This is a genomic window from uncultured Winogradskyella sp. (assembly GCF_947498345.1).
Classification (GTDB): domain Bacteria; phylum Bacteroidota; class Bacteroidia; order Flavobacteriales; family Flavobacteriaceae; genus Winogradskyella.
Genome location: NZ_CANMJY010000003.1, coordinates 273,133 through 295,315, shown reverse-complemented (window position 1 = coordinate 295,315; position 22,183 = coordinate 273,133). Strand labels below are relative to the sequence as shown.

Below are 22,183 nucleotides of genomic sequence, written 5' to 3'. Positions count from 1 at the left end.
AAGGTAGGTTGCCGTGTGTATTTTTATACCTAGAGGTATTGCTATTGGTCTAAAATTTTTTAACTATGTAAAATAACATGATAATTTAGGGGTGTTTTTAATGACAAATATCATAAGGTAATTGTATTCATTTTAGTAAATTATAGGAAAGCAGAATTACGATGAAAAAAATACTTCTACTTACGGATTTCTCAGAGAATTCTATCGGTGCAATGCGTTATGCATTACAGCTATATTATAATGATTTTTGTGATTTTGTTGTGATGAATATTCAAAATTCTATGAGTTATACATCAGATGATTTAATGGCTAGTAAACCAAATGAAAATCTTTATGAGACTTTAATTAAAGAAAATAAAGAAAAATTAAAGCTCATTGTAAATGATTTGAAGCCTTATTCTAATAGTAGATTACATACATTTCTTCCTATTGTAGATTATGATGTGTTTATTGACGCAATTAAACAAGCTATATCAAAACATAATATAGAGTATGTAGTTATGGGTACTAATGGGGCATCCAATTTACGAGAAGCTTTACTCGGTAGTAATGCTCTAAAGGTTTTGAGAAATATAAATTGTAATACTTTAGTCGTGCCAGAAGGCTATAATTACAAAAAACTGCAAACACTATTGTTGGCTCTGGATATAGATGACTATGCAGATCATAAAACAGTTTTAGATATTATGGATCTTGTTAAAAAACTAGATGCCAATATTAAAGTAGTAAGGTTTATAGCTTCAGAAGATAATTTGCAAACAAAAATAAACCTTGATAAAGAGTTGCTGTTAGAATTAATAAATGAGAAAAAGTTTACATACGATACGGTTTATGATCTACCATTATCAACCATCTTAATTGACGATAATTTGTCTAAAGATGCAGGTATGATAACTTTAGTAGGTCAATTCAAAGGTTTTTTTGAACGATTATTTAGTGACCCAAGCAAAACGAAAATTAGTAAAAACCTAATATTGCCATTAATGGTGTTTCATCATTAAAGTGTTCTAAAAAAAATCACTAACTGTTAGCCACCTAACATTTTAATCATTATTGCTATTCTAAATTTGCCTTAATAATTTAAATAACGAGCAATGATTAAAAAAACATTTTTAGGATTATTGGCAATAGGTTTAGTTGCCATGTCCTGTAGTAGCGATGACGATAATAATACGTCAACAACATCAGATTTAATATTAAACCTTGAAGGTTTAGAAGCATTAGGTGCTGATTATGTGTACGAAGGATGGGTAATTGTAGATAGCCAGCCAGTGAGTACAGGGACATTTACCAGTACCACTTTTCCACAAACATTTTCAGTAGATGCTACGCAATTGGCTAATGCAACTCGCTTTGTACTATCTATTGAACCAGCTATTGACCCAGATCCTGCACCTGCAGATACAAAGATTTTGGTGGGAGACTTTAATGGAGCTACAGCAGCAGTAAATACTGATATTGTAGGTGATTTTTCTAATGCAGCAGGGGCATTCTTTTTAAGAACACCAACTGATGAGTCTGGTATGAACAATGGTAACGACGAAAATGGTGTGTGGTTTGGTACTCCAGGAATGCCTCCAACTCCAAACTTTGTTTTGCCTACATTGCCAGCAGGCTGGGCTTATGAAGGTTGGGTAGTAGGAGATTCAGGGCCATTAAGTACAGGGACGTTTACGGCATTTAACACTGCTGATGATGCTGCACCATTTAGTGGATCTTCAGCCGGACCACCAGTACCAGGTGAAGACTTTTTTGAAAATGTACCAACTGGTGAGACTTTTCCTTTAGATGTAAGAGGTCGTACTGTAGTAATTTCAGTAGAGCCAGTCCCAGATGATTCTCCAGCTCCTTTTGTATTAAAGCCATTAGTAGGAACTGCAGGAAATGATACTGCACCCGCTACTCATGCTTTCGATCAAAATTTAGGGTCATTACCTATGGGATCTGTAATACGAAATTAAATTCACTTAATTGAAAAAGAAAGTTTACCGCTAGGGCGATAGATTACATTGAGTTTTATAAAGGCTACCAATCGGTAGTCTTTTTTTCGTCTAATGCATTTTTTGTTATATATACACGCCAACCAATTATAGCAAGTTGTAGCTTAGAAGCCTTACTTAGGTCTAATCGTTGTTTTGTGTAAGAAGGTAATAGAGCTTTATTTAATTTAGCTAAAGCTTTAAAGATCGTTTTGTTCATCGTACAAATAATAAAGACATTTTAGTCTGTAATTATTTTGTGACAAAAATAGTAAAACTTATTCTAGAACTAAGTTCTACTTTTTATTGATGGTTAGTTTTTGGTTGGTTTTAATTTAGAATATTGAAAAAATAATATCAATAATCAATTTTGCTAATGTCATCATAATTTTTTGGTTTAGAGGTTAATAAATCAGTTATGTTTTTTGATTGAGTTTTCAATATATATCGACGACGAATAATCTTCCAAACGTTTTTATAAAAATCAACGAATTTGCATTTATATTTATAAGTGAAAAGATGATAATGTTTACTTAAAATTGTGACTTGCCTACAGATTAATTATAATTTGTAATTTAAAATTGCAATTAATGTTTCATATTTATATGTTTCAAGGGCATATTTTTGACACTTTTTAAAATCGTAGAGGCGTTTTGTCTTCAAATTGCCATTTTTTGGGTGTTTCATCTTTTTTAGATTTTATTTTACTGATATTTATCATAGTATTTTTAATATGTTTTTTGTAATAAATTTTAGTATTTTGGGTTTTAACATTAAAGCAACATATAAGACCTATATTTGTTAAAATTTATATTATGAAACGCTTATTGATTTTATTCGTGCTACTATCTTGTTCTTTTGGGTGGTCACAAGATTTGATTATAAATGAGTTTGATCCAGATTCTCCAAGCACAGACACTGCAGAGTTCATAGAGCTAAAATCACAAACACCAAACTTTTCAACCGATGGTTATATTCTTGTCTTTTTTAATGGTTCAAGTAGTGGAGCAGATTCTAGTTACATGGTTATAGATTTAAATGGTTATACGACAGATAATAATGGATTATTAGTTATAGGGAGTGAAGGTGTATCTCCTTTTCCTCAGGTTTTAATTTCAGAGAATGTAATTCAGAATGGTGCAGATGCAGTAGGGGTTTACCAAGCTTCTGTAAGTGATTTTCCAGAAGGAACTCTGGCAACGCAAGATAATCTTATCGATGCCATGGTTTATGGAACAAATGATTCTGATGATACTGACTTATTAGGTTTAATGGGGGAAACCATACAATACAATGATAATGGAACAAATGCAAACCCAAGATCGATTCAACGATTTGTAGATGGCATGGGAATAGAGTCGTTTTCAACAGCTACACCAACACCACGACGCGAAAATGATGGTTCTGGTATTGATATAAATCCTGTAAGCATTTCGGTAATGGAGATACAATATGATGAAGGCGTAAGTTTTGATATTTCATTTACTTCAGAAACTAATGTTACTTCAGATTTAAACTTTACCATTAGTTTAGATAATTTTGGTTTTAATAGCTCTGATTTTTCAGGAAACTTAAGTTTAACTATTCTTAATGGTCAAAATTCTACGAGTACGACTATTAGTCTAGTTGATGATGCTCTAGACGAAGGTGATGAAGTTCTGCAAATCCGCTTTTTAGATTTAATGGAGCCAATAGTACCATCTAATAATTTTGTAGAAGTTAGAGTTGTAGATAATGATTTTACAATGGCTGCTTGGGGAACACCAGTTAATCCCACTAATGGTATTGTACAAAGTACTGAACCTATTGGGTATTACGATAGTTTAGATGGTTTGGCTGATACCGCTTTGAGACAAGCCTTGCAAGATATTGTTGCAGATCCAGCAACAGTTAGAGCGCAAACTTATGCGGATGTGATTGATATTTTATTAGAGGCAGATCAAAACCCAGAAAACAGCAATCAAGTTTGGTTGCTATATACAGAACAAGGTAGAGCAAAATTAGATTTGCAAACCGGAAGTAGTAATGCAGGTAAATGGAACAGAGAGCATACTTATCCGAGATCTAGAGGTGGTTTTTTTGATATTGAGGAAGATGAAATTGCAGATGGTATAGATGTCTTTTGGACAACTAAAGCAGACTCTCTTCGTCATGGCAACTCAGATGCTCATGCTTTACGAGCTGCTGATGCATCCGAAAATAGTTCTAGAGGAAATCAACACTATGGACAATATGTTGGGCCAAATGGCACGCTCGGTAGTTTTAGAGGTGATGTGGCACGTAGTGTTTTGTACATGGAGATTAGGTATAACGGTTTGGAAGTAGTTGACGGTTTCCCTACAGATACAGGTCAGTTAGGTGATTTAGCAACACTTTTAGATTGGCATAGAAATGATCCTCCAGATGATTTTGAAATGAACAGAAATAATGTCGTTTACAATTGGCAAAAAAACAGAAACCCTTTTATAGATCAACCACTTTTAGTAGAATATATATGGGGAACCAATGTTGGTGACGCTTGGGATCAGTCTTTAAATGTCGATGAGGATGAATTTTCGGAAGTATTGGTATATCCCAATCCTACAAATGGAAGACTTTATGTTTATGGCTTTAATGATAAACCTAATGCAGAAGTATATTCTATTGATGGTAAACTTTTAAAGCATTATAAATCCATAGATGATTATATAGATTTAGATTTAGCACCTGGTTTATACCTAATGAAGTTTACGAGTAATAATCGCTCAATGATTAAGAAGATTATTATAAAATAGTTGTCTTTTATATTTGAATAGTTTTAAACTAAAAAAAGTCAAACTAAATAAAATAGTTTGACTTTTTCCGTTTTGATTGATTGATGAAATTTGGTTTAGTTCTTTTTTGTTTTTATAATGACAACACCGTCTTTGGCTTTATCTCCATATTTTTCGATTGCACTTTTATCTTTTAGTACAGTTACAGATTCAATGTCATCTGGATCTAAATCTGAAATTTCATCTTTAGACACCTCTTTATCGTCAATAATAAATAAAGGATTCTTTCCATCTTCATCAGAAATAAAGATTTTGTTCTTAGTGTCATCTAGTTCGATAATAAAGACATCGTCGTTATTCATACTTTTAGCTATAGCCTGCTTAACTCTTCCTTTTACGACTACATTTTCTTTTCCCTCGGCGATATGGATCTTTTTTCCATTAACTATTATGGTTTCTTCTTCATCTCCTTCTCCTTCAACAATGATTTCAACCATATCGTCATCTCCAGATATGACTTCAATATTCTTAGACCTTTTAATGGTCTTTACTTTTCCTTTTTTACCATTACTTTTTACGATAACTTTTGTGTTATGGTCTTTATTATCTTCATATTCATAATCTTCAGTGATTACATAGACATTATTTCCGCTACCAGATTTGCTGATTTTGTGTTTGCCTCCAGTATGAGCTTCATAAACATAGGTGTGGACACCGTGTTTTGCGTTTTCATTACCAATTGAAATGCTGTTGTTATCTTTGTCAAAAACGATTTTTACGGGATCTATCGCTTCGTCAGAATTTACATTGTAACTAGCATTGGATTTTTTTGATTTTGCGTCAATCTTAATAGCTGTAATTTCTCCTTTACTATTACGCTTTACACCTTTAAATTTTACAGTTAGTCCTTCTCTTTTTAGTTCATCTATGATTTTATCTAAATCTGCATCTGATGTATTTTTGCTAATTACTATAACAGAAATATCTCCTAATTTATTAGAGCTGTTTTTTTGTGCTTTTGGAGAAGTTTGAGCAATCAATTTGCTGTTATTTTTATGACTATTATTTGAGGTTGTTGCGCTATGGTTTTTAGACTTTGCTTCTGTTTTATTATCAAACTCAATGGTATCATAGAAATTGTTTAAATGTGCTGAAGCTTCAATTGGTGCCACCTCACTTAGATCAGCTGGTTCATCAATTTCAACAAAAATTTCTTTTGTGTTAAAACTCATTAAGAAGAGGGCTAATACAGGTAAAATTAACAAATACTTCCAGGCGTTTAATTTTTTTGATTTTGATTTGTGTAACATAATTATTCTTTTTTTGATTTGTGAATTGTAAAAATTATTTGTGATTAAAAATTTGTGATTTGGAACGCTAGACTTTAACAATATAAGCTGATAGCTTTTTTCGCATTTAGAAAAATCTTGTGCCTTTTTGTCTGCTATAAACTCTAAGTTTTGTTGTACTTCTTTTTTGTAAAACCAGACAAAAGGGTTAAACCAAAAAAGCACACATGCCAATTGTGTTAGGACAATGTCGATTGAGTGCAATTCTTTTGCATGTGCTTTTTCGTGATTTAGAATATGATTTAATTCTTCTTTCGAATATTTTTTTGGGTTATAAACAATCCAATGAAAGAATGAAAATGGAGGAATGTCATTATTAGTTTCAATTAACACATAAGATCCACTTTTATAATATTGATGTTTGTTAAACAAGAATTTAAGTGATGTAAGCTCTATGAGTAGCTTGCCTAAAAAGAAGGCTAAACCAATACCATATACAGCATATATAATTTGTGAAATATCATAAGTGGGTTCTGCTACATTTTGATGAACCTCCGCGCCTACAAAAATTGGCACGTTATTATCTGCTATAGCTGGTGTATATTCAATATAAATAGGTATAACAATTAAAGGGATTAACAATGCAGTTAATAAACCTATAATTAGGTACAAACGGTTGGTTTGAAAAAACGTTTCACGCTGTAAAAACAACTTATAGAAAGTATAGAATATAAATATTACAGCAGATGCTTTTAAAAGATATTCCATGATTATTTATTGTTTTCAATTAATGCAATGATTTCTTTAAGCTCGTCAACACTTATTTTTTCTTCTTTAGCGAAAAATGAGACTACATTTTTATAAGAACTATTAAAATAATTTTCAATAGCAGTTGTCATAAAACGTTTTTTATAATCCTCCTTAGAAACTATAGGGAAGTATTGATGCGTTTTTCCGTATGCATTGTAATCTACATAACCCTTTTCTTCTAAATTTCTAATTATTGTAGATAATGTGTTATAATGTGGTTTGTCAGTTTTTATTTCTGCCAATACATCTTTTACAAACCCTTTTTCGAGCTTCCATAAAATGTGCATAATTTCCTCTTCTTTATTTGTTAATTTTTGCATAGGAGTTGTGAATTAAATGATCTTGATTTCAAATATAACTATTTTTATAGTTATGAAACTAAAATAATAGTTATTTAACGAAATTTTTAGTTTTTCTTTGCTTTAAAAATGAAATGCTATCTTCGCGATTTAATGTAAAGAGTAGATTAGATACCTGTTAAACAAATGAGTGTATTCCTTGTTATATCTGGCTTAGCGTTGTTGGTAGTTGGCGGTGATTTTTTGGTAAGAGCATCAGTTGGTTTGTCTTTTAAGCTAAAGATTTCTAAACTGGTTATAGGTATGACAGTAGTGTCTTTTGCGACTTCTGCACCAGAACTGTTGGTGAGTTTACAAGCGGCTTTTGATGGAATTTCGGATATAGCATTAGGTAATGTAATTGGTTCTAACATAGCTAATATTGGTTTGGTTTTGGGTATTACTGCAATAATTACCCCTTTGGCTGTAGATAAAGATTTCTATAAGTTTAACTGGCCAATGATGATGTTAGCATCTTTTGTGTTGTATTACTTTTTAAAGAATGACAAAGTATTAACAGCTATTGAAGGTGTGATATTATTCGTTGGACTAATCATTTTTCTTTTTATATTAATTCGCGGCTCAAGAAAATCAACAAAAGCTAACCTTGAAGAGGTCGACGATGCTTTGGCTCAAGTTTCTAACTTTAAAATTGTGATTTGGTTGTTAATAGGAGTTGCAGGCCTATATTATGGTTCGGAATGGTTAGTTGAAGGAGCGAAACAATTAGCAAAAGCGGTAGGTATAAGTGATTATGCTATATCTGTAACAGTAATTGCCATAGGAACTAGTGTGCCAGAACTTGCGGCTTCTGTTATTGCTGCGCTTAAAAAGGAAAAGGCGATTTCTTTAGGAAATTTAATAGGGTCTAATATATTTAACATTGCATCAGTATTGGGGTTAACAGCTATTGTAAAACCTATTGTGGTTAATCCGGAAACACCAGAAATATTATCTACTAATATTTTTTGGATGATTGCCTTTGCGGCTATTTTAGTCCCTTTGATGCTAATCCCTAAACAGTTTGTTGTAGGGAGATATAAGGGGATGCTTTTGTTTGGCGCATACATTGTATTTATATACTTAGCTTTAAAATAAAAATAGCCTCAAGATTATTCTCAAGGCTATTAAAATAATATATAATTCTAGTAATATTATGCTGTAATATCAGCACTTTTTACAGTCTTTATAATTCTACCGGCAATTTTATAAGGATCACCGTTAGATGCTGGTCGTCTATCTTCTAACCAGCCTTTCCAGCCTTTTTCTACTGTAATAATAGGAATTCGAATAGAAGCTCCTCTGTCTGATATACCATAGCTAAAGTCGTCAATCGATGCTGTTTCGTGATCACCAGTTAAACGTTGGTCGTTAAACTCACCATATACAGCAATATGTTCTTTTACAACAGGTCTAAATGCTTCACATATTTTTTCATAAACTTCTTGACTACCACAAGTTCTTAAAGTCGTGTTAGAAAAGTTAGCATGCATACCAGAACCATTCCAATCCATATCTTTTCCAAGAGGTTTAGGGTGGTATTCTATATAGTATCCGTATTTTTCAGTAAGACGATCTAATAAATAACGCGCCACCCAAATTTCATCTCCAGCTTTTTTAGCGCCTTTAGCAAATAATTGAAACTCCCATTGTCCGGAAGCTACTTCTTGGTTGATACCTTCAAAATTTAAACCTGCAGCAATACATAGATCTGCATGTTCTTCAACTAAATCCCTTCCATGAGTGTTTCGTCCTCCAACAGAGCAATAATACAATCCTTGAGGTGCAGGATAGCCACCTACAGGAAATCCTAAAGGTAGTTGTGTTTTTCTATCCATGATAAAGTATTCTTGTTCAAAGCCAAACCAGAAGTCGTTATCTTCATCTTCAATAGTTGCTCTTCCATTAGACTCGTGAGCTGTTCCGTCAGCATTTAAAACTTCTGTCATTACTAAATAACCATCCTTTCTTGCTGGATCTGGGTAAATTGCTACGGGTTTTAATAGACAATCCGAAGAACCTCCTTCAGCTTGTCGGGTAGAACTTCCGTCAAAAGACCAGATAGGACAATCTTCTAACTTACCACTAAAGTTGTCTTCAACTTTAGTTTTACTTCTCATGTTTTGAGTGGGCTTGTAGCCATCTAACCAAATGTACTCTAATTTTGATTTGCTCATTATAATAGAATTATGAATTTTTGATAGGCAAATTTGATTAAAAATTAATTATACCCCAAAAAAAATAGGGTTAAATGCTAAAAAATCTTATTAACAGTTGTTAATACCCTTAAAATTTATGGGTATTCAATATTTGTTTTAGATTTGTAATTCTAAAAATCATACAGTTATGTCAACATTAAGATTTAATGCTATAAAGGAATCTTTGAAAAGAGAACCGTTAAAAGTTGAAGAATATAAACGTCGTTCTGAAGTTTTTGGATACAATGTATTTAATGCAACAGCAATGCGACAATATCTCACCAAAGATGCTTTAGATAGTATTGTTGAAGCTATTGAAAAAGGAGAAAAGATAAATCGTATTATAGCTGACCATATCTCTACAGGAATGAAAGAATGGGCTATTTCTAAAGGAGCAACACACTATACACATTGGTTTCAGCCTTTAACTGGTGCAACAGCAGAAAAGCATGATGCTTTTTTTGAAACCATAGGTGATGGCTTAGCTATTGAAAAATTTGGTGGTAGTCAATTGGTACAACAAGAGCCAGATGCTTCAAGTTTTCCACATGGTGGTATTAGAAATACTTTTGAGGCTAGAGGTTATACTGCATGGGACCCAACTTCTCCAGCATTTATTTATGGGACAACATTATGTATTCCAACAGTTTTTGTAGCCTATACGGGAGAAGCATTAGATTATAAAACACCTCTTTTACGCGCACTTCAAGCGGTTGATAATGCTGCAGTTGATGTCTGTAAATATTTTGACAAAAACGTAAAAAAAGTAAACGCTTCTTTAGGTTGGGAACAAGAATACTTTTTAATTGACAATGATCTTGCTACATCAAGACCAGATATTGTGCTAACTGGTCGTACACTTTTAGGGCATTCACCCGCAAAAGGACAACAGCTCGATGATCATTATTTTGGTACAATACCAAATAGAGCGATGGCATATATGAGGGATTTGGAAAACGAATGTATGCTTTTAGGTATTCCGGTAAAAACAAGGCATAATGAGGTAGCTCCAAACCAGTTTGAATTAGCTCCTATATACGAGGAAGCCAATTTAGCAGTTGATCATAACTCCTTATTAATGGATGTAATGCAAAAAGTTGCCGAGCGTCATAGTTTTATGGTGCTTTTGCACGAGAAACCATTTGCAGGTGTCAATGGATCTGGAAAACACAATAATTGGAGCTTAAGCACAGATACAGGAGTCAATCTTTTATCGCCAGGTAAAACACCTATGAGCAATTTACAGTTTCTAACCTTTTTCATTAATACTATTAAAGCAGTTCAAACCCATGAAGAGTTATTGAGAGCCGCAATCGCATCAGCAAGTAATGATCATAGATTAGGAGCAAATGAGGCACCACCAGCTATCATTTCTGTGTTTATAGGAGCGCAACTCACCAAAGTCCTTGAAGAATTAAAGACCGTCACCAAAGGAAAGTTGTCTCCGCAAGAAAAAACGGATTTAAAACTTAATGTTGTTGGTAAAATTCCTGAAATACTCTTAGATAATACCGATAGAAATAGAACTTCACCATTTGCCTTTACAGGTAATAAGTTCGAATTCAGAGCTGTAGGTTCTACGGCTAATTGCGCTAATCCTATGACGGTTTTAAATACCATAGTTGCAAAGCAATTGATGGATTTCAAAGTGGAAGTTGATGCGTTGATAGATAAAAAAACCATGAAAAAAGATGATGCCATTTTTAATGTATTAAGAGAATATATTAAAACTTCAAAAGCTATTCTTTTTGAAGGTAATGGTTATAGTGAGGAATGGGAAAAAGAAGCTAAGAAACGTGGTTTAAGTAATAATAAAACTACACCAGAAGCCTTAAAGGTAAAAGTCTCAAAATCTTCTTTAGAGCTTTTTGAAAATTTAGGTGTTATGAATAAGGTTGAAGCTCAAGCACGTTACGAGATTGAGATGGAAGAGTACATTCTTCATACTCAAATAGAGAGTAGGGTTTTAGGTGATATTGCTCGCAATCATATTGTACCGACAGCAGTACGATATCAAAATATACTGATTGAGAATGTAACAGGTTTAAAGACAATTTACGGCAATAAATTTAAAGATTTTGCAAAGGAGCAACTCGCGCTCATAGAACAAATATCTAGTCATATAGAAGCCATAAATTCACTGGTAACGAAAATGACTGATCAACGCAGAAATTTAAATAAGATTGATGATGTTGAGAAAAAAGCAGCTGGTTATTGTAATGAAGTAAAATCTCTATTTGAAGCGATTAGATATCATTGCGATAAACTAGAACTAATGATTGATGATGAGCTTTGGCCATTGACTAAGTATAGAGAACTTTTGTTTACTAAGTGATGGTTAGATCTAAAATAATAGACTCTTTTTTAGGGATAAAGACGGATTTATATAAAGTTTTTTATCTAAATATATAAGTAACTACACGTAGAAGGATTAGTTTTAAATTGTGTATCTGTGTCGTTCGTCGATTACAATTGTCTTATTGTCGAAAAGCCTGTTAATTGTTAGCAAAAAACAGGTAACTATCGTTTTTCCATAGGGTTAATTTAGTATGTTTGTAATGCTATTAATCAATATTTGTTAAAATGAAGAAGTTACTACTAAGCGTAGCTATTCTTGTGGGTGCGACTTTAATTCTATCTCAGGATAATTCCGAAGACATAAAAGATGTTGTTAAGGACAATGTTGTAAATGTTCAACCAGAGCTACAGACAGAATCTTAAAAATTTATAAGATTATAAAATAAGGCATTATTGCCATTTAAGAGTTTATAGGATAAAACAGTTTTGTGTTTTATCCTTTTTTTATTACCGTTAATCTTAGATTTTTTTATGATTTGAAGAATATTTTTCTATATTGTGCAGCTCCATTATCTTAAATGACGTCAACTTATTTGCTAATTAAGGTTATATGATTATCAAATATAAGTGCGTTTTTCTATTAGTTGTATTCACTATTTTTGGGCTAAGCTTTGTAAATGCACAAGAAGAAGAAAGTAGTAATGACAATAAATTAAAATATAGAAAATTAGAATTTTATAATTTAAGAGGCACAAATACAATAGATGCCGCAATTGGCTCATCACTTCTTAGTGGTGATTTTACTAAACCCGAATTTGAAATATACTCAAGACTAGGTTATAAACGATTTGTTACAGAGCATTTAGCTATTAGTTTTACTTATAACAAATACAATCTGGCTTTTAATGATGAGTATAATGAGGGATTTATGTCTTTTGATTTAAACTTAGAATATTTAATAACACCATTTAATAGTATAAGTCCTTATGTTTATGGGGGCTATGGCTATAATGCGGCTAATTATTTTGAAAATACAGGAGCAAAAATTCAAGGAGGTGCAGGTATAGAGTTTATTGTTATAGAAAAGGTAGGGGTAAAATTATTTGGCGAATATAATTTTGTTTTTTCTAATGAGACTAACCCTATTATACAAGAAGAAAATAATATAAACTTCTTTAGAGCGGGAGTGGGTATTCATTTTTATTTTGGGGGTAAAAAGAAAAGAGAAAGATTATTAGAAGAAGTAGAAACAGTAATTCAATCAAATATTATTAAATAGATAGATATCAATTCTTACTTTTGCAGTACCAATTATAAAATTCTTCAATGGGTAATTCGGTTAGCAAAAGGTATGCACAGCGAGGCGTTTCTGCGTCTAAGGAAGATGTGCACAATGCCATAAAAAATATAGATAAAGGCTTATTTCCTAAGGCTTTTTGTAAAATAGTTCCAGACTATTTAACTAATGATGATAATTACTGCCTTATAATGCATGCAGATGGTGCAGGTACAAAATCATCTTTAGCCTATATGTATTGGAAAGAAACAGGCGACCTCTCTGTTTGGAAAGGCATTGCACAAGACGCCTTAATTATGAATATTGATGACTTGCTTTGCGTTGGTGCCACAGATAATATTATGTTATCCTCAACCATAGGTCGTAATAAAAACCTAATTCCAGGCGAAGTCATTTCTGCAATTATCAACGGAACAGAAGAATTGATTGAAGATTTAAGATCTTTTGGTGTTACAATTCACTCCACTGGAGGTGAAACTGCTGATGTAGGAGATTTAGTGAGAACTATTATTGTAGATTCTACAGTTACTGCAAGAATGAAGCGTTCTAAGGTTATAGATAATGCTAATATAAGTGAAGGAGACGTTATTCTAGGTTTAGAATCTTTTGGTCAATCTACCTACGAAAATGAATACAATGGAGGTATGGGAAGTAATGGCTTAACTTCTGCAAGGCACGATGTGTTTTCTAAATATTTAGCAAAAAAATATCCAGAAAGTTATGATGCTGCAGTGCCAGAAGACTTAGTCTATTCCGGACAAACGCAACTAACAGATTCAGTTGAAAACTCACCAATTGATGCAGGTAAATTGGTGTTGTCTCCCACGAGAACTTATGCTCCAATTATAAAGGCTGTTTTAAATAAGTACAACAGTGATTCTGTTCATGGAATGATACATTGTAGTGGAGGAGCACAAACTAAGATTCTTCATTTTGTGGATAATCTCCATATTGTAAAAGATAATATGTTTGAGATTCCGCCATTATTTAAATTGATACAAGAGCAATCTAAAACAGATTGGAAAGAAATGTATCAAGTATTTAACTGTGGTCATCGTATGGAAATGTATGTTACACCAGAAGTAGCAGAAGATATCATTGCGATTTCAAAATCGTTTAATGTTGATGCCAAAATTATTGGTAGAGTAGAGGCTTCTGCTTCAAAAAGGTTAACTATTAAAAGTACATATGGTACTTTTGAATACTAATTTAAATAAATCCTTTTATAAGCAATAAAAACGTACAGGTAATTAAACTATCTAGTATAAAAATGGTGCTGAAAAATTTTAAGTGAGAGACACCTCTAATTTTATAGAATTTTAAACGCTGTCTTAGTTTTCTATCACTAATCATTATCCATAGTAAAAATACCAAGAACAATTTTGTGCATAATGCCAAAATCAATTCTGGATTTATAAACGTAATTGCAATAGTCACTAAAAATGACCATAAGGCAAGCGGTTTATAGTAATTGAGTATAGAGGTGAACTGCCTTACCATATAACTTACAACGCAAAAACAATTAAAATTATTTTCTCAATCGATACAAAAATACTTTCTGATAAAAATCCATAAAAAATTGTACTTTTGAAACTCAATTTTTTGAAGCGCGATGTTAGAGAAAATACAGATTGTAAAACAACGTTTTGATGAGGTTAATGACCTTATCATTCAACCCGATATTATATCAGACCAAAAGCGTTATATACAACTCAATAAAGAATACAAAGACCTAAAGCAGATTGTTGATAAAGGTCTGGTATATAAAGAACTTTTAGATAACATTTCTGAAGCAGAAGAAATCATTGCTGATGGCTCTGATGCTGAAATGGTAGAAATGGCTAAAATGCAGCTCGATGAGGCTAAAGAACAGCTTCCTAAGCTTGAAGAGGATATACGCTTTTTGTTAATACCAAAAGACCCAGACGATGCTAAGAATGTCGTTGTAGAAGTAAGAGCTGGTACTGGTGGTGACGAGGCTAGTATCTTTGCAGGTGATTTATTTAGAATGTATTCTAAGTATTGTAGTGATAAAGGTTGGAGAGTAGATGTGGTAAGTCAAAGTGATGGTACATCAGGCGGATTTAAAGAAATTATTTTCGAAGTTTCCGGGGAAGATGTTTATGGTACTATGAAGTTTGAAGCTGGTGTACATCGTGTACAACGTGTACCTCAAACCGAAACCCAAGGCCGCGTACATACAAGTGCTGCTACAGTCATGGTTTTACCTGAAGCCGAAGAGTTTGATGTAGAGTTAGATATGACTGAAGTACGTATTGAGCGTACAACGTCAACAGGTCCTGGTGGACAGTCAGTGAATACAACCTATTCAGCAATTAAGTTGCACCATGAGCCAACAGGAATGATAGTGAGCTGTCAGGACCAAAAATCGTCACATAAGAACTTAGAAAAGGCTTTAAAAGTATTACGTTCTCGTTTATACGAACTAGAGTTGGCTAAGAAGCAAGCTGCGGATTCTGAAAAACGAAAGAGTATGGTAAGCTCTGGTGATAGAAGTGCTAAGATCAGAACCTATAACTATCCTCAAGGACGAGTAACTGACCACAGAATTGGTTTAACACTTTACGATTTATCAAATATCATTAATGGTGATATTCAAAAAATAATAGACGAATTAATGCTAGCTGAAAACACAGAGTTGTTGAAAGCTAATGATGATGTGATTTAAATTGAAGCCTCTCATTGAGGCTTTTTTTATACTATGACAACAACCCAACTCATAAACCAAATCCATAAAAAGCAATCTTTTCTCTGTATAGGTTTAGATGTGGATTTAAATAAGATTCCTAAGTACTTATTGAAAGAGGAAGATCCCATCTTTGCTTTTAATAAAGCTATTATTGATGACACACATCATTTGTGTGTGGCATACAAGCCAAATACGGCATTTTACGAAGCTTACGGAATTAAAGGTTGGCAAGCTTTAGAAAAAACTATAAACTACCTTAACAAAAATCATCCTGAAATTTATACCATTGCTGATGCAAAACGTGGTGATATTGGTAATACAAGTACCATGTATGCTAAAGCATTTTTTGAAGATTTAGGGTTCGATAGTGTTACTGTAGCTCCATATATGGGAAAAGATTCGGTAGAACCTTTTCTGACTTTTAAAGATAAACATACTATTCTTTTGGCGTTGACGTCTAATCTAGGTGCGTTTGACTTTCAAACTAAGACCACAGATGGTGTTGAATTATATAAACAGGTATTAGAGACCTCAAAAACTTGGGAGAATTCAGAGAATTTGATGTATGTGGTTGGAGCAACAAAAGCAGAGTTTTTGGCTGATATTCGTAAAATCATTCCTGATAGTTTCTTGTTAGTTCCTGGTGTTGGCGCTCAAGGTGGAAATTTGCATGAGGTTTGCAAATATGGCATGAATAATTCTGTAGGCTTATTGATAAATTCTTCAAGAGGAATTATATATGCCTCTCAAGACAAAGATTTTGCAAAAGCAGCTGCAAAACAAGCTGAAATATTACAGTTGCAAATGAAAGAGGAACTATCTCATTAATTGTTATGCTCAACCTGCTTTAGCATCTTTATTATGATATTTACAGACCAACTCAATCGTAAACTTCAAATAAGCGAAAGGGCAAAGCGTATCGTTTCATTAGTACCATCCCAAACAGAATTATTAGTTGATTTGGGTTTAGAAACTTCAATAGTTGGTGTTACAAAATTTTGTGCTCATCCAAAGCATTTAAGAAAAAAGAAGACGGTTGTTGGTGGGACCAAACAAATTCATGTTGAAAAAATTAAAGCTCTCCAACCCGATATTATTCTTTGTAATAAGGAGGAGAATACACAATCAATAATTGAAGAGTTAGAAAGTATTGCTCCTATACATATCAGCGATATTTATAATATAGACGACTGCTATGCGCTTATTAATATGTATGGTGAATTATTTCAAGTCAAAGACAAAGCGTTGCACATAGTTTCTAAGATTAAAAAGCAGCGCGAGCAATTTCAAAATAACTTAAAGGGTAATAATAAATATAAAGTGGCTTATTTTATTTGGAAAGCACCATGGATGGTTGCGGCTTCTCATACCTTTATCGATTATATGATTAACGAAGCTGGCTTTGTTAATGTGTTTAAAGAAGAAAAACGTTACCCTGAAATAGAACTAAACAATTCAAAATTGCAAGAAGCTGATATTATTTTTTTATCTAGTGAGCCATACCCTTTTAAAGAGGCACATATTTTAGAATTAAGATCGAACTTTCCAAAGGTGCCTGTTAGAATAGTAGATGGAGAATTATTTTCTTGGTATGGAAGCCGATTACTAGCGTCTTATACGTATTTTCAATCCCTTCATTATTTAGTATAAAAAAGTCGGTACCTAACTGAAATACCGACTTACTACTAACTAACGATCTTAACTTTTAAGACTTTCTTTTGCATTACAAAGAAATCATATTTAAGTGGTTTATATGTTACCTTAATATTAGCATATAATTAAATGTAGTTTAATAGCTCAGAGTAGAAATGTAATTTGAGAAAAATATCTTTCCTTAAAAATCTTAGAAATGTTTACTTACAAAATACAGTGGTATATTTAGAAGACATGTAAAAGTTTAACTTTTTTGCAGATGCTTAGGAAGTTGTAAATCCATACAACCTTGAAGCTAACGAAACGATTAATTAGCTTGTAATTTTGTATCTCCGATAATAAATCTCAACTTATTGATTTTATGCAAAATTTTAGTCGCTTTGTACTCTGAAAAGTCACTCAGCGCATGGTCGGTTTGTCTAAAATTATAGGCATCCTCTATTAGCCGCCTATATTCCTTTTTAAGTTTTGTCTTTTTTTGGAGCAATCGGTCTAAGTGAGCCATTGCATTTGGTTTAGTAATTACGACATTAAATTACTAAATAAATCAATACAAACTCTCTTATCATTTAAAAAACAGGAATTTAGTCCTGTAAAGCAAATACTTTTTTCAATAAATCTGTAGTTCGGGAAGATACTTTATTTCTAATTTCCTTTTCTTCAATACCAATCATGGTATAAACACCTTTTAGAGCCTCAGTAGTCACATAATCAGTTAAGTCTGGATTTACATTGTTTGTGAGCGGAAGGCTGTTGTATTTAGTAATAAGGTTATTCCAGATTTGGTCTGCACCAACTTTGCCAAACGAATCATCGATTACAGGTTTAAACTTGTTATACAATTCTGTTTGGGTCTTAGTCGTTAAATAACTAGTAGCAGCATCATCTTCACCCAAAAGAATATTCTTAGCATCATTAAATGTAATATCCTTAACAGCGTTGATAAAAATTGGAGTTGCCTCCTTAACAGCATCTTCTGCAGCTCTATTTAGGGCTTTTATACCACTATCGGCTAAACTGCTCAAACCAATTTTTCGTAAAGCATTATCTACTTTTTGTAAATCTTTTGGCAGTAAGATCTTAACGAGTTCGTTCTTATAAAAGCCATCTTTTTTGGTAAGTTTAGTTACCTGCTTGTCTATGCCTAAATCTAGTGCTTGTCTTAAACCTGCAGCCATATCTGCATTGCTAAGCCCTCCGCCTTGAGGAAGTGATTCTACAACTTGCTGTAGTTCAGCACATGATGTTAATATTGAAAAAGATAGAAAAAATAAAAATAGTCGTTTCATGGTAATTTTTTTTCAAAGATATAATAATACTGATTGAAGTAGGTTATAATTATTAACTGATAATTGTTTATACTATTATTTGTAAACGTATTTATAAATTTTCAAATTGTTATTTTTAGCACAGTATTTGTTTATCTATTAGAAAATTACATAATTCATGATGAATTGTTTTTTCAAAAAGTTTCTCTCAGCAGCAATAATCTGTGTAATATCTACAAGTTATTCTTATAGTCAGGTTAATGTTTCTGAGTTTATTCAGGAATCTAAGATTGCTTCAGCGGACAGTAACAAATTATTCTTTGTAGATTTTTGGGCTACTTGGTGTGGCCCTTGTATCACTGCGAAAGAGCATCTGGGTGTTTTGCAGAAGCAATTTCCCAACGATTTTTATGTCGTGTCATTGTCTAGTGAGAACCCTTTAATAGTTGAAAAATTTTTAAAGAAAAAACCCAATGATTTGGCAGTAGCAATAGATTATAATAAAGAAACATTTAAAGCCTATAATGTTAAGGCACTACCAGATGGGGTGTTATTTAATGCTAAAGGAAAAATCCTATGGCAAGGTGGTGCTCCAGATTTAAAGACAGGCATAATAACTAAATTTTTGAAGCAGGAAAAGGCAAAAACATCATTAAGATCGTTTTTCAAAGTTATAGATATAACAGAAGAGTTAAATATTGAATATGTGCCAACAGAAGCTTTAGAAATAAAACCTTTAAATGATAACTATAGTGAGTTATCTATAGTGGATAATGATAAGTATTTAAAATTATCTGGGTCTCTAAAATCTATTATTGGCTATTTAGCTAAAATCTATAAAAATCAAATTATTTTAGAACAAGACTTGGATACTAATTTTGAGATTTATTTTAAAAAACCATTTAATACTAATGAAAATTTAGCCTATAAGCTGATTTCTGAAATGAATTTAGGTGTAGAACGAAAGTCTGACAAAGGAGAGGGTATAAGTTTTACAATAAGAGAACCGAAATTTTGGGATATAAATCAAATCGATTGGGGAAAAGGTAATGCTAAATATTTGATTGGAGATTCACAGATAAAAGGAGATAATGTGTCTTTAAAAGATATTTCGTACCAATTAGCTTATGTTTTAGATATGCCAGTAATCATTCCAGATAACTCTGAGATTACCCTTACGCTTCACGATTGGGATTTTCATTATAAATTCTTTCAACTCATGCAGTTAGATCTCGAAGATAATTATGGGGTTATAGCCGAAAAGAAAGTTGTCACTTATCCTGTGTATCACATACAAAAAAAAGCTCCTTAAAGGAGCTTTTTTTATCTTAAATGATATTTCTTAGTTATTGATAACTCTAAACTCAGTACGTCTATTTCTTTGATGTTGTGCTTCAGAACATTCAACTCCATTAGAACATCTGTTTGTTAATCTGGTTTCACCAAAGCCTCTCGCAGTTAACCTGCTTCTCGAAACTCCTTTAGATACTAAATAATTAACAACAGAATTGGCTCTTTGTTGCGACAATGATTGGTTAAAATCATCATTACCTCTAGAGTCGGTATGAGACATAATTTCAATACTCACATTGCTGCCAGTTAATATTGGTAATAAAGTATCGTCAATGGTTTTCTTAGATGCAGGAGTTAATCTTGCGCTACCTAATTCGTAGAATACTGGTAATACATTTGGATCTAATAATTCACAATCAACTTCCTCCCAGGTTGTAATACCACCTTTTTTGTCTAAAACAGTTCTTGTTACTGTTTGGTATTGTGCTGGTATGGTGTTAGTTGTTGTTGAAGCAGGAGTATCAACTACTCTTCTTTTAATGGTTTTGTACTCTGCAGGAATTTCAATTTCGTCCATTCTGGCAGGAGTCTTAATGACACGTTTTTTATATTTTGCATTTTGCTCAGGTACAGGTATAGAGTTTGTACTTGCATCAGAAGCTAGTGTAGTAAACTGTACATCTCTAGATTGCGCAGGGTACTCAACAAAACATGCAGCAACACAATCTTCTTTGTTTACAGATGGGCAATCTTCTAATACTTTGTATTCCCATCCAGATGTTTTAGGATAGACTTCAAAAGTTCTAGAATCACTACCAAAAGTTGCAGGTACTGCTTTAAGATCAGTACGTCCTTCTTGCTTAACATAAGGTACTTCAACAGTTTCATATGTTGCAGGTACGTACACAAACTTTTTAGAGGCTTCCTTTACTAATACACGTTCTTCAACAGTTCTATATGTTGCAGGAATTATTTTTAAAGTGGTATACGCAGGATAAGTCTGAATAGTTTCTTCTACATCTTTAAACTCATCTTTTGTAATACATTTTACATAACACTTTCCTGGTTCAGGATTTGTTGGCAGGCCTTGTGCTTGAGAGAATCCTATCCCAGCAACAAAGCAGACTAATAATAATAGTTTTTGTTTCATAAAAAATAATAAATAGTTAATGGTTATAGTATCACAAGAAATAACCTTGTGTCTATTTTGTAAGAAACAAAAGATTGAAAAAAGTCACTTCAACATTAATCAATAAGTATAATTCAATCAGAAAGTAAGTAATAGAATATCTTTACTTACCTAAGAAAAAATTACAGTTTTATTGTTGAACACCATAACTTTTCTATTGGCATGAAGTTTTATGGCATTAGAGAGAACAATTTTCTCTAAATCACGCCCTTTGGCAATTAAGTCTTTAATAGAATAAGAATGGGATACATGAGATACATCTTGTTCTATAATTGGACCCGCATCTAATTCTTCTGTGATGTAATGACTCGTTGCTCCTATAATTTTCACACCTCTTTTATAGGCTGAATGATAAGGCTTAGCACCAACAAAAGCTGGTAAAAAAGAATGATGAATATTGATAATCTTATTTGGATATTTATCAATAAGAAGACCAGAAACTATTTGCATATATCTTGCCAGAACAATAAAATCTATAGTATAAGATTCTAATAACTCTAATTGTTTTAATTCAGCTTCATGCTTAGTAGTTTTTGAAACTGGTACATGGTAAAAAGGTATGTTGAAACTATTGGCTATAGGTTTTAAATCATTATGATTACTCAATATAAAAGGGATTTCCAGAAACAGTTCTCCCGAATTATATCTACCCAATATATCATAAAGGCAGTGATCATATTTAGAGACAAATAATGCCATTCTTGGTTTCTTTTCTGCAGCATACATTCTCCATTTTAGTTGAAATTTATCAGCCAAAGCAGTATTAAATGAATCTTTAAAATTTTCAATTGAAAAAGAATTAGAGTTAAACTCACATTCTAAGCGCATAAAAAAGATATTTTGTTCGCGATCTACATGTTGGTCTATATATACGATATTACCATCATTATTAGCCATAAAATTGGTTACTGAGGCAATAATATTTGGTTGGTCTGTACAATGAATCAATAATGTAATCTTATTCATAAAAATGAGTTTAAATGAATTACCAAAATAAATTAAAATATGATGCTATTTTAACGTTTTATAAATTTTAGATAATTGACGATTATAGCCGTATTTTTTTGAATATTCCGTAAATTTGTCTCTCAATTAAGCAAGATTTTTA

Annotated in this window: 20 protein-coding genes; 12 read left to right on the top strand and 8 right to left on the bottom strand. The window is 32.4% G+C overall.

All coding sequences use genetic code 11. The annotated features are described in order from the left end of the window. Positions 1-161 precede the first annotated feature (161 nt). Both Q0912_RS06255 and Q0912_RS06250 read left to right on the top strand, forming a co-directional pair. Positions 162-1,001, top strand: coding sequence for a universal stress protein (locus tag Q0912_RS06255; RefSeq protein ID WP_299113116.1), 840 nt, complete (start codon positions 162-164; stop codon positions 999-1,001). 93 nt (positions 1,002-1,094) lie between these two features. Beyond that, on the top strand, positions 1,095-1,961 hold the full coding sequence (locus tag Q0912_RS06250) for an anti-sigma factor (protein WP_299113114.1): 867 nt from the start codon (positions 1,095-1,097) through the stop codon (positions 1,959-1,961). Positions 1,962-2,025: 64 nt separating this feature from the next. Here the strand turns inward: Q0912_RS06250 and Q0912_RS06245 are convergent, their stop codons facing one another. Then, positions 2,026-2,199 (bottom strand): SsrA-binding protein, encoded by a 174-nt coding sequence (locus Q0912_RS06245; protein ID WP_299113112.1) that lies wholly within the window; start codon positions 2,197-2,199, stop codon positions 2,026-2,028. A 595-nt stretch (positions 2,200-2,794) separates the two neighbouring features. Between Q0912_RS06245 and Q0912_RS06240 the strand changes: the two genes are divergently transcribed. Then, complete coding sequence (locus tag Q0912_RS06240) at positions 2,795-4,753, top strand: endonuclease (RefSeq protein WP_299113110.1); 1,959 nt, start codon at positions 2,795-2,797, stop codon at positions 4,751-4,753. A gap of 95 nt (positions 4,754-4,848) precedes the next feature. On the opposite strand, the gene Q0912_RS06235 is transcribed toward Q0912_RS06240, so the two are convergent. Both Q0912_RS06235 and Q0912_RS06230 read right to left on the bottom strand, forming a co-directional pair. Then, the gene (locus Q0912_RS06235) at positions 4,849-6,789 is read right to left on the bottom strand and encodes a M56 family metallopeptidase (RefSeq protein WP_299113108.1); all 1,941 of its coding nucleotides are present in this window, start codon (positions 6,787-6,789) and stop codon (positions 4,849-4,851) included. Positions 6,790-6,791: 2 nt separating this feature from the next. Then, positions 6,792-7,151: a BlaI/MecI/CopY family transcriptional regulator gene (locus Q0912_RS06230; protein ID WP_299113106.1), complete on the bottom strand. Its 360-nt coding sequence runs from the start codon at positions 7,149-7,151 to the stop codon at positions 6,792-6,794. A 165-nt stretch (positions 7,152-7,316) separates the two neighbouring features. Here Q0912_RS06230 and Q0912_RS06225 point away from each other — a divergent pair, with 165 nt between their 5' ends. Further along, positions 7,317-8,267, top strand: a complete 951-nt coding sequence (locus tag Q0912_RS06225; protein WP_299113105.1) for a calcium/sodium antiporter — start codon at positions 7,317-7,319, stop codon at positions 8,265-8,267. 56 nt (positions 8,268-8,323) lie between these two features. On the opposite strand, the gene Q0912_RS06220 is transcribed toward Q0912_RS06225, so the two are convergent. Next, the gene (locus Q0912_RS06220; RefSeq protein WP_299113104.1) at positions 8,324-9,346 is read right to left on the bottom strand and encodes a glutamine synthetase beta-grasp domain-containing protein; all 1,023 of its coding nucleotides are present in this window, start codon (positions 9,344-9,346) and stop codon (positions 8,324-8,326) included. Positions 9,347-9,515: 169 nt separating this feature from the next. Here Q0912_RS06220 and Q0912_RS06215 point away from each other — a divergent pair, with 169 nt between their 5' ends. From Q0912_RS06215 to Q0912_RS06185, 7 genes are all read left to right on the top strand, one after another. Beyond that, a complete protein-coding gene (locus Q0912_RS06215) occupies positions 9,516-11,702 on the top strand; it encodes a glutamine synthetase III (RefSeq protein ID WP_299113103.1) in 2,187 nt (728 codons plus the stop codon). Between the two features lie 248 nt (positions 11,703-11,950). Further along, positions 11,951-12,088 carry a hypothetical protein gene (locus Q0912_RS06210; protein ID WP_299113102.1) on the top strand — a complete coding sequence of 46 codons (138 nt, stop codon included), beginning with the start codon at positions 11,951-11,953 and terminating at the stop codon, positions 12,086-12,088. 187 nt (positions 12,089-12,275) lie between these two features. Continuing rightward, positions 12,276-12,944, top strand: a complete 669-nt coding sequence (locus Q0912_RS06205; protein WP_299113100.1) for an outer membrane beta-barrel protein — start codon at positions 12,276-12,278, stop codon at positions 12,942-12,944. 47 nt (positions 12,945-12,991) lie between these two features. Then, positions 12,992-14,170: an AIR synthase related protein gene (locus Q0912_RS06200; RefSeq protein ID WP_299113098.1), complete on the top strand. Its 1,179-nt coding sequence runs from the start codon at positions 12,992-12,994 to the stop codon at positions 14,168-14,170. A gap of 404 nt (positions 14,171-14,574) precedes the next feature. Then, positions 14,575-15,651, top strand: coding sequence for a peptide chain release factor 1 (gene prfA, locus Q0912_RS06195; RefSeq protein ID WP_299113096.1), 1,077 nt, complete (start codon positions 14,575-14,577; stop codon positions 15,649-15,651). 33 nt (positions 15,652-15,684) lie between these two features. Beyond that, the gene (gene pyrF / locus Q0912_RS06190) at positions 15,685-16,500 is read left to right on the top strand and encodes an orotidine-5'-phosphate decarboxylase (RefSeq protein WP_299113094.1); all 816 of its coding nucleotides are present in this window, start codon (positions 15,685-15,687) and stop codon (positions 16,498-16,500) included. Between the two features lie 33 nt (positions 16,501-16,533). Next, the gene (locus tag Q0912_RS06185) at positions 16,534-17,322 is read left to right on the top strand and encodes a helical backbone metal receptor (protein WP_299113092.1); all 789 of its coding nucleotides are present in this window, start codon (positions 16,534-16,536) and stop codon (positions 17,320-17,322) included. Positions 17,323-17,632: 310 nt separating this feature from the next. Here the strand turns inward: Q0912_RS06185 and Q0912_RS06180 are convergent, their stop codons facing one another. Together Q0912_RS06180 and Q0912_RS06175 are read right to left on the bottom strand one after the other, a co-directional pair. After that, positions 17,633-17,830 carry a Lacal_2735 family protein gene (locus Q0912_RS06180; protein WP_299113090.1) on the bottom strand — a complete coding sequence of 66 codons (198 nt, stop codon included), beginning with the start codon at positions 17,828-17,830 and terminating at the stop codon, positions 17,633-17,635. A 79-nt stretch (positions 17,831-17,909) separates the two neighbouring features. After that, complete coding sequence (locus Q0912_RS06175) at positions 17,910-18,614, bottom strand: DUF4197 domain-containing protein (RefSeq protein ID WP_299113088.1); 705 nt, start codon at positions 18,612-18,614, stop codon at positions 17,910-17,912. Positions 18,615-18,771: 157 nt separating this feature from the next. On the opposite strand from Q0912_RS06175, the gene Q0912_RS06170 reads away from it, so the two are divergent. Further along, positions 18,772-19,905: a TlpA disulfide reductase family protein gene (locus Q0912_RS06170; RefSeq protein WP_299113086.1), complete on the top strand. Its 1,134-nt coding sequence runs from the start codon at positions 18,772-18,774 to the stop codon at positions 19,903-19,905. A gap of 30 nt (positions 19,906-19,935) precedes the next feature. Here the strand turns inward: Q0912_RS06170 and Q0912_RS06165 are convergent, their stop codons facing one another. Then, complete coding sequence (locus Q0912_RS06165; protein WP_299113084.1) at positions 19,936-21,036, bottom strand: OmpA family protein; 1,101 nt, start codon at positions 21,034-21,036, stop codon at positions 19,936-19,938. Between the two features lie 150 nt (positions 21,037-21,186). Continuing rightward, complete coding sequence (gene purU, locus Q0912_RS06160; protein ID WP_299113082.1) at positions 21,187-22,041, bottom strand: formyltetrahydrofolate deformylase; 855 nt, start codon at positions 22,039-22,041, stop codon at positions 21,187-21,189. Between the last annotated feature and the right edge of the window lie 142 nt (positions 22,042-22,183).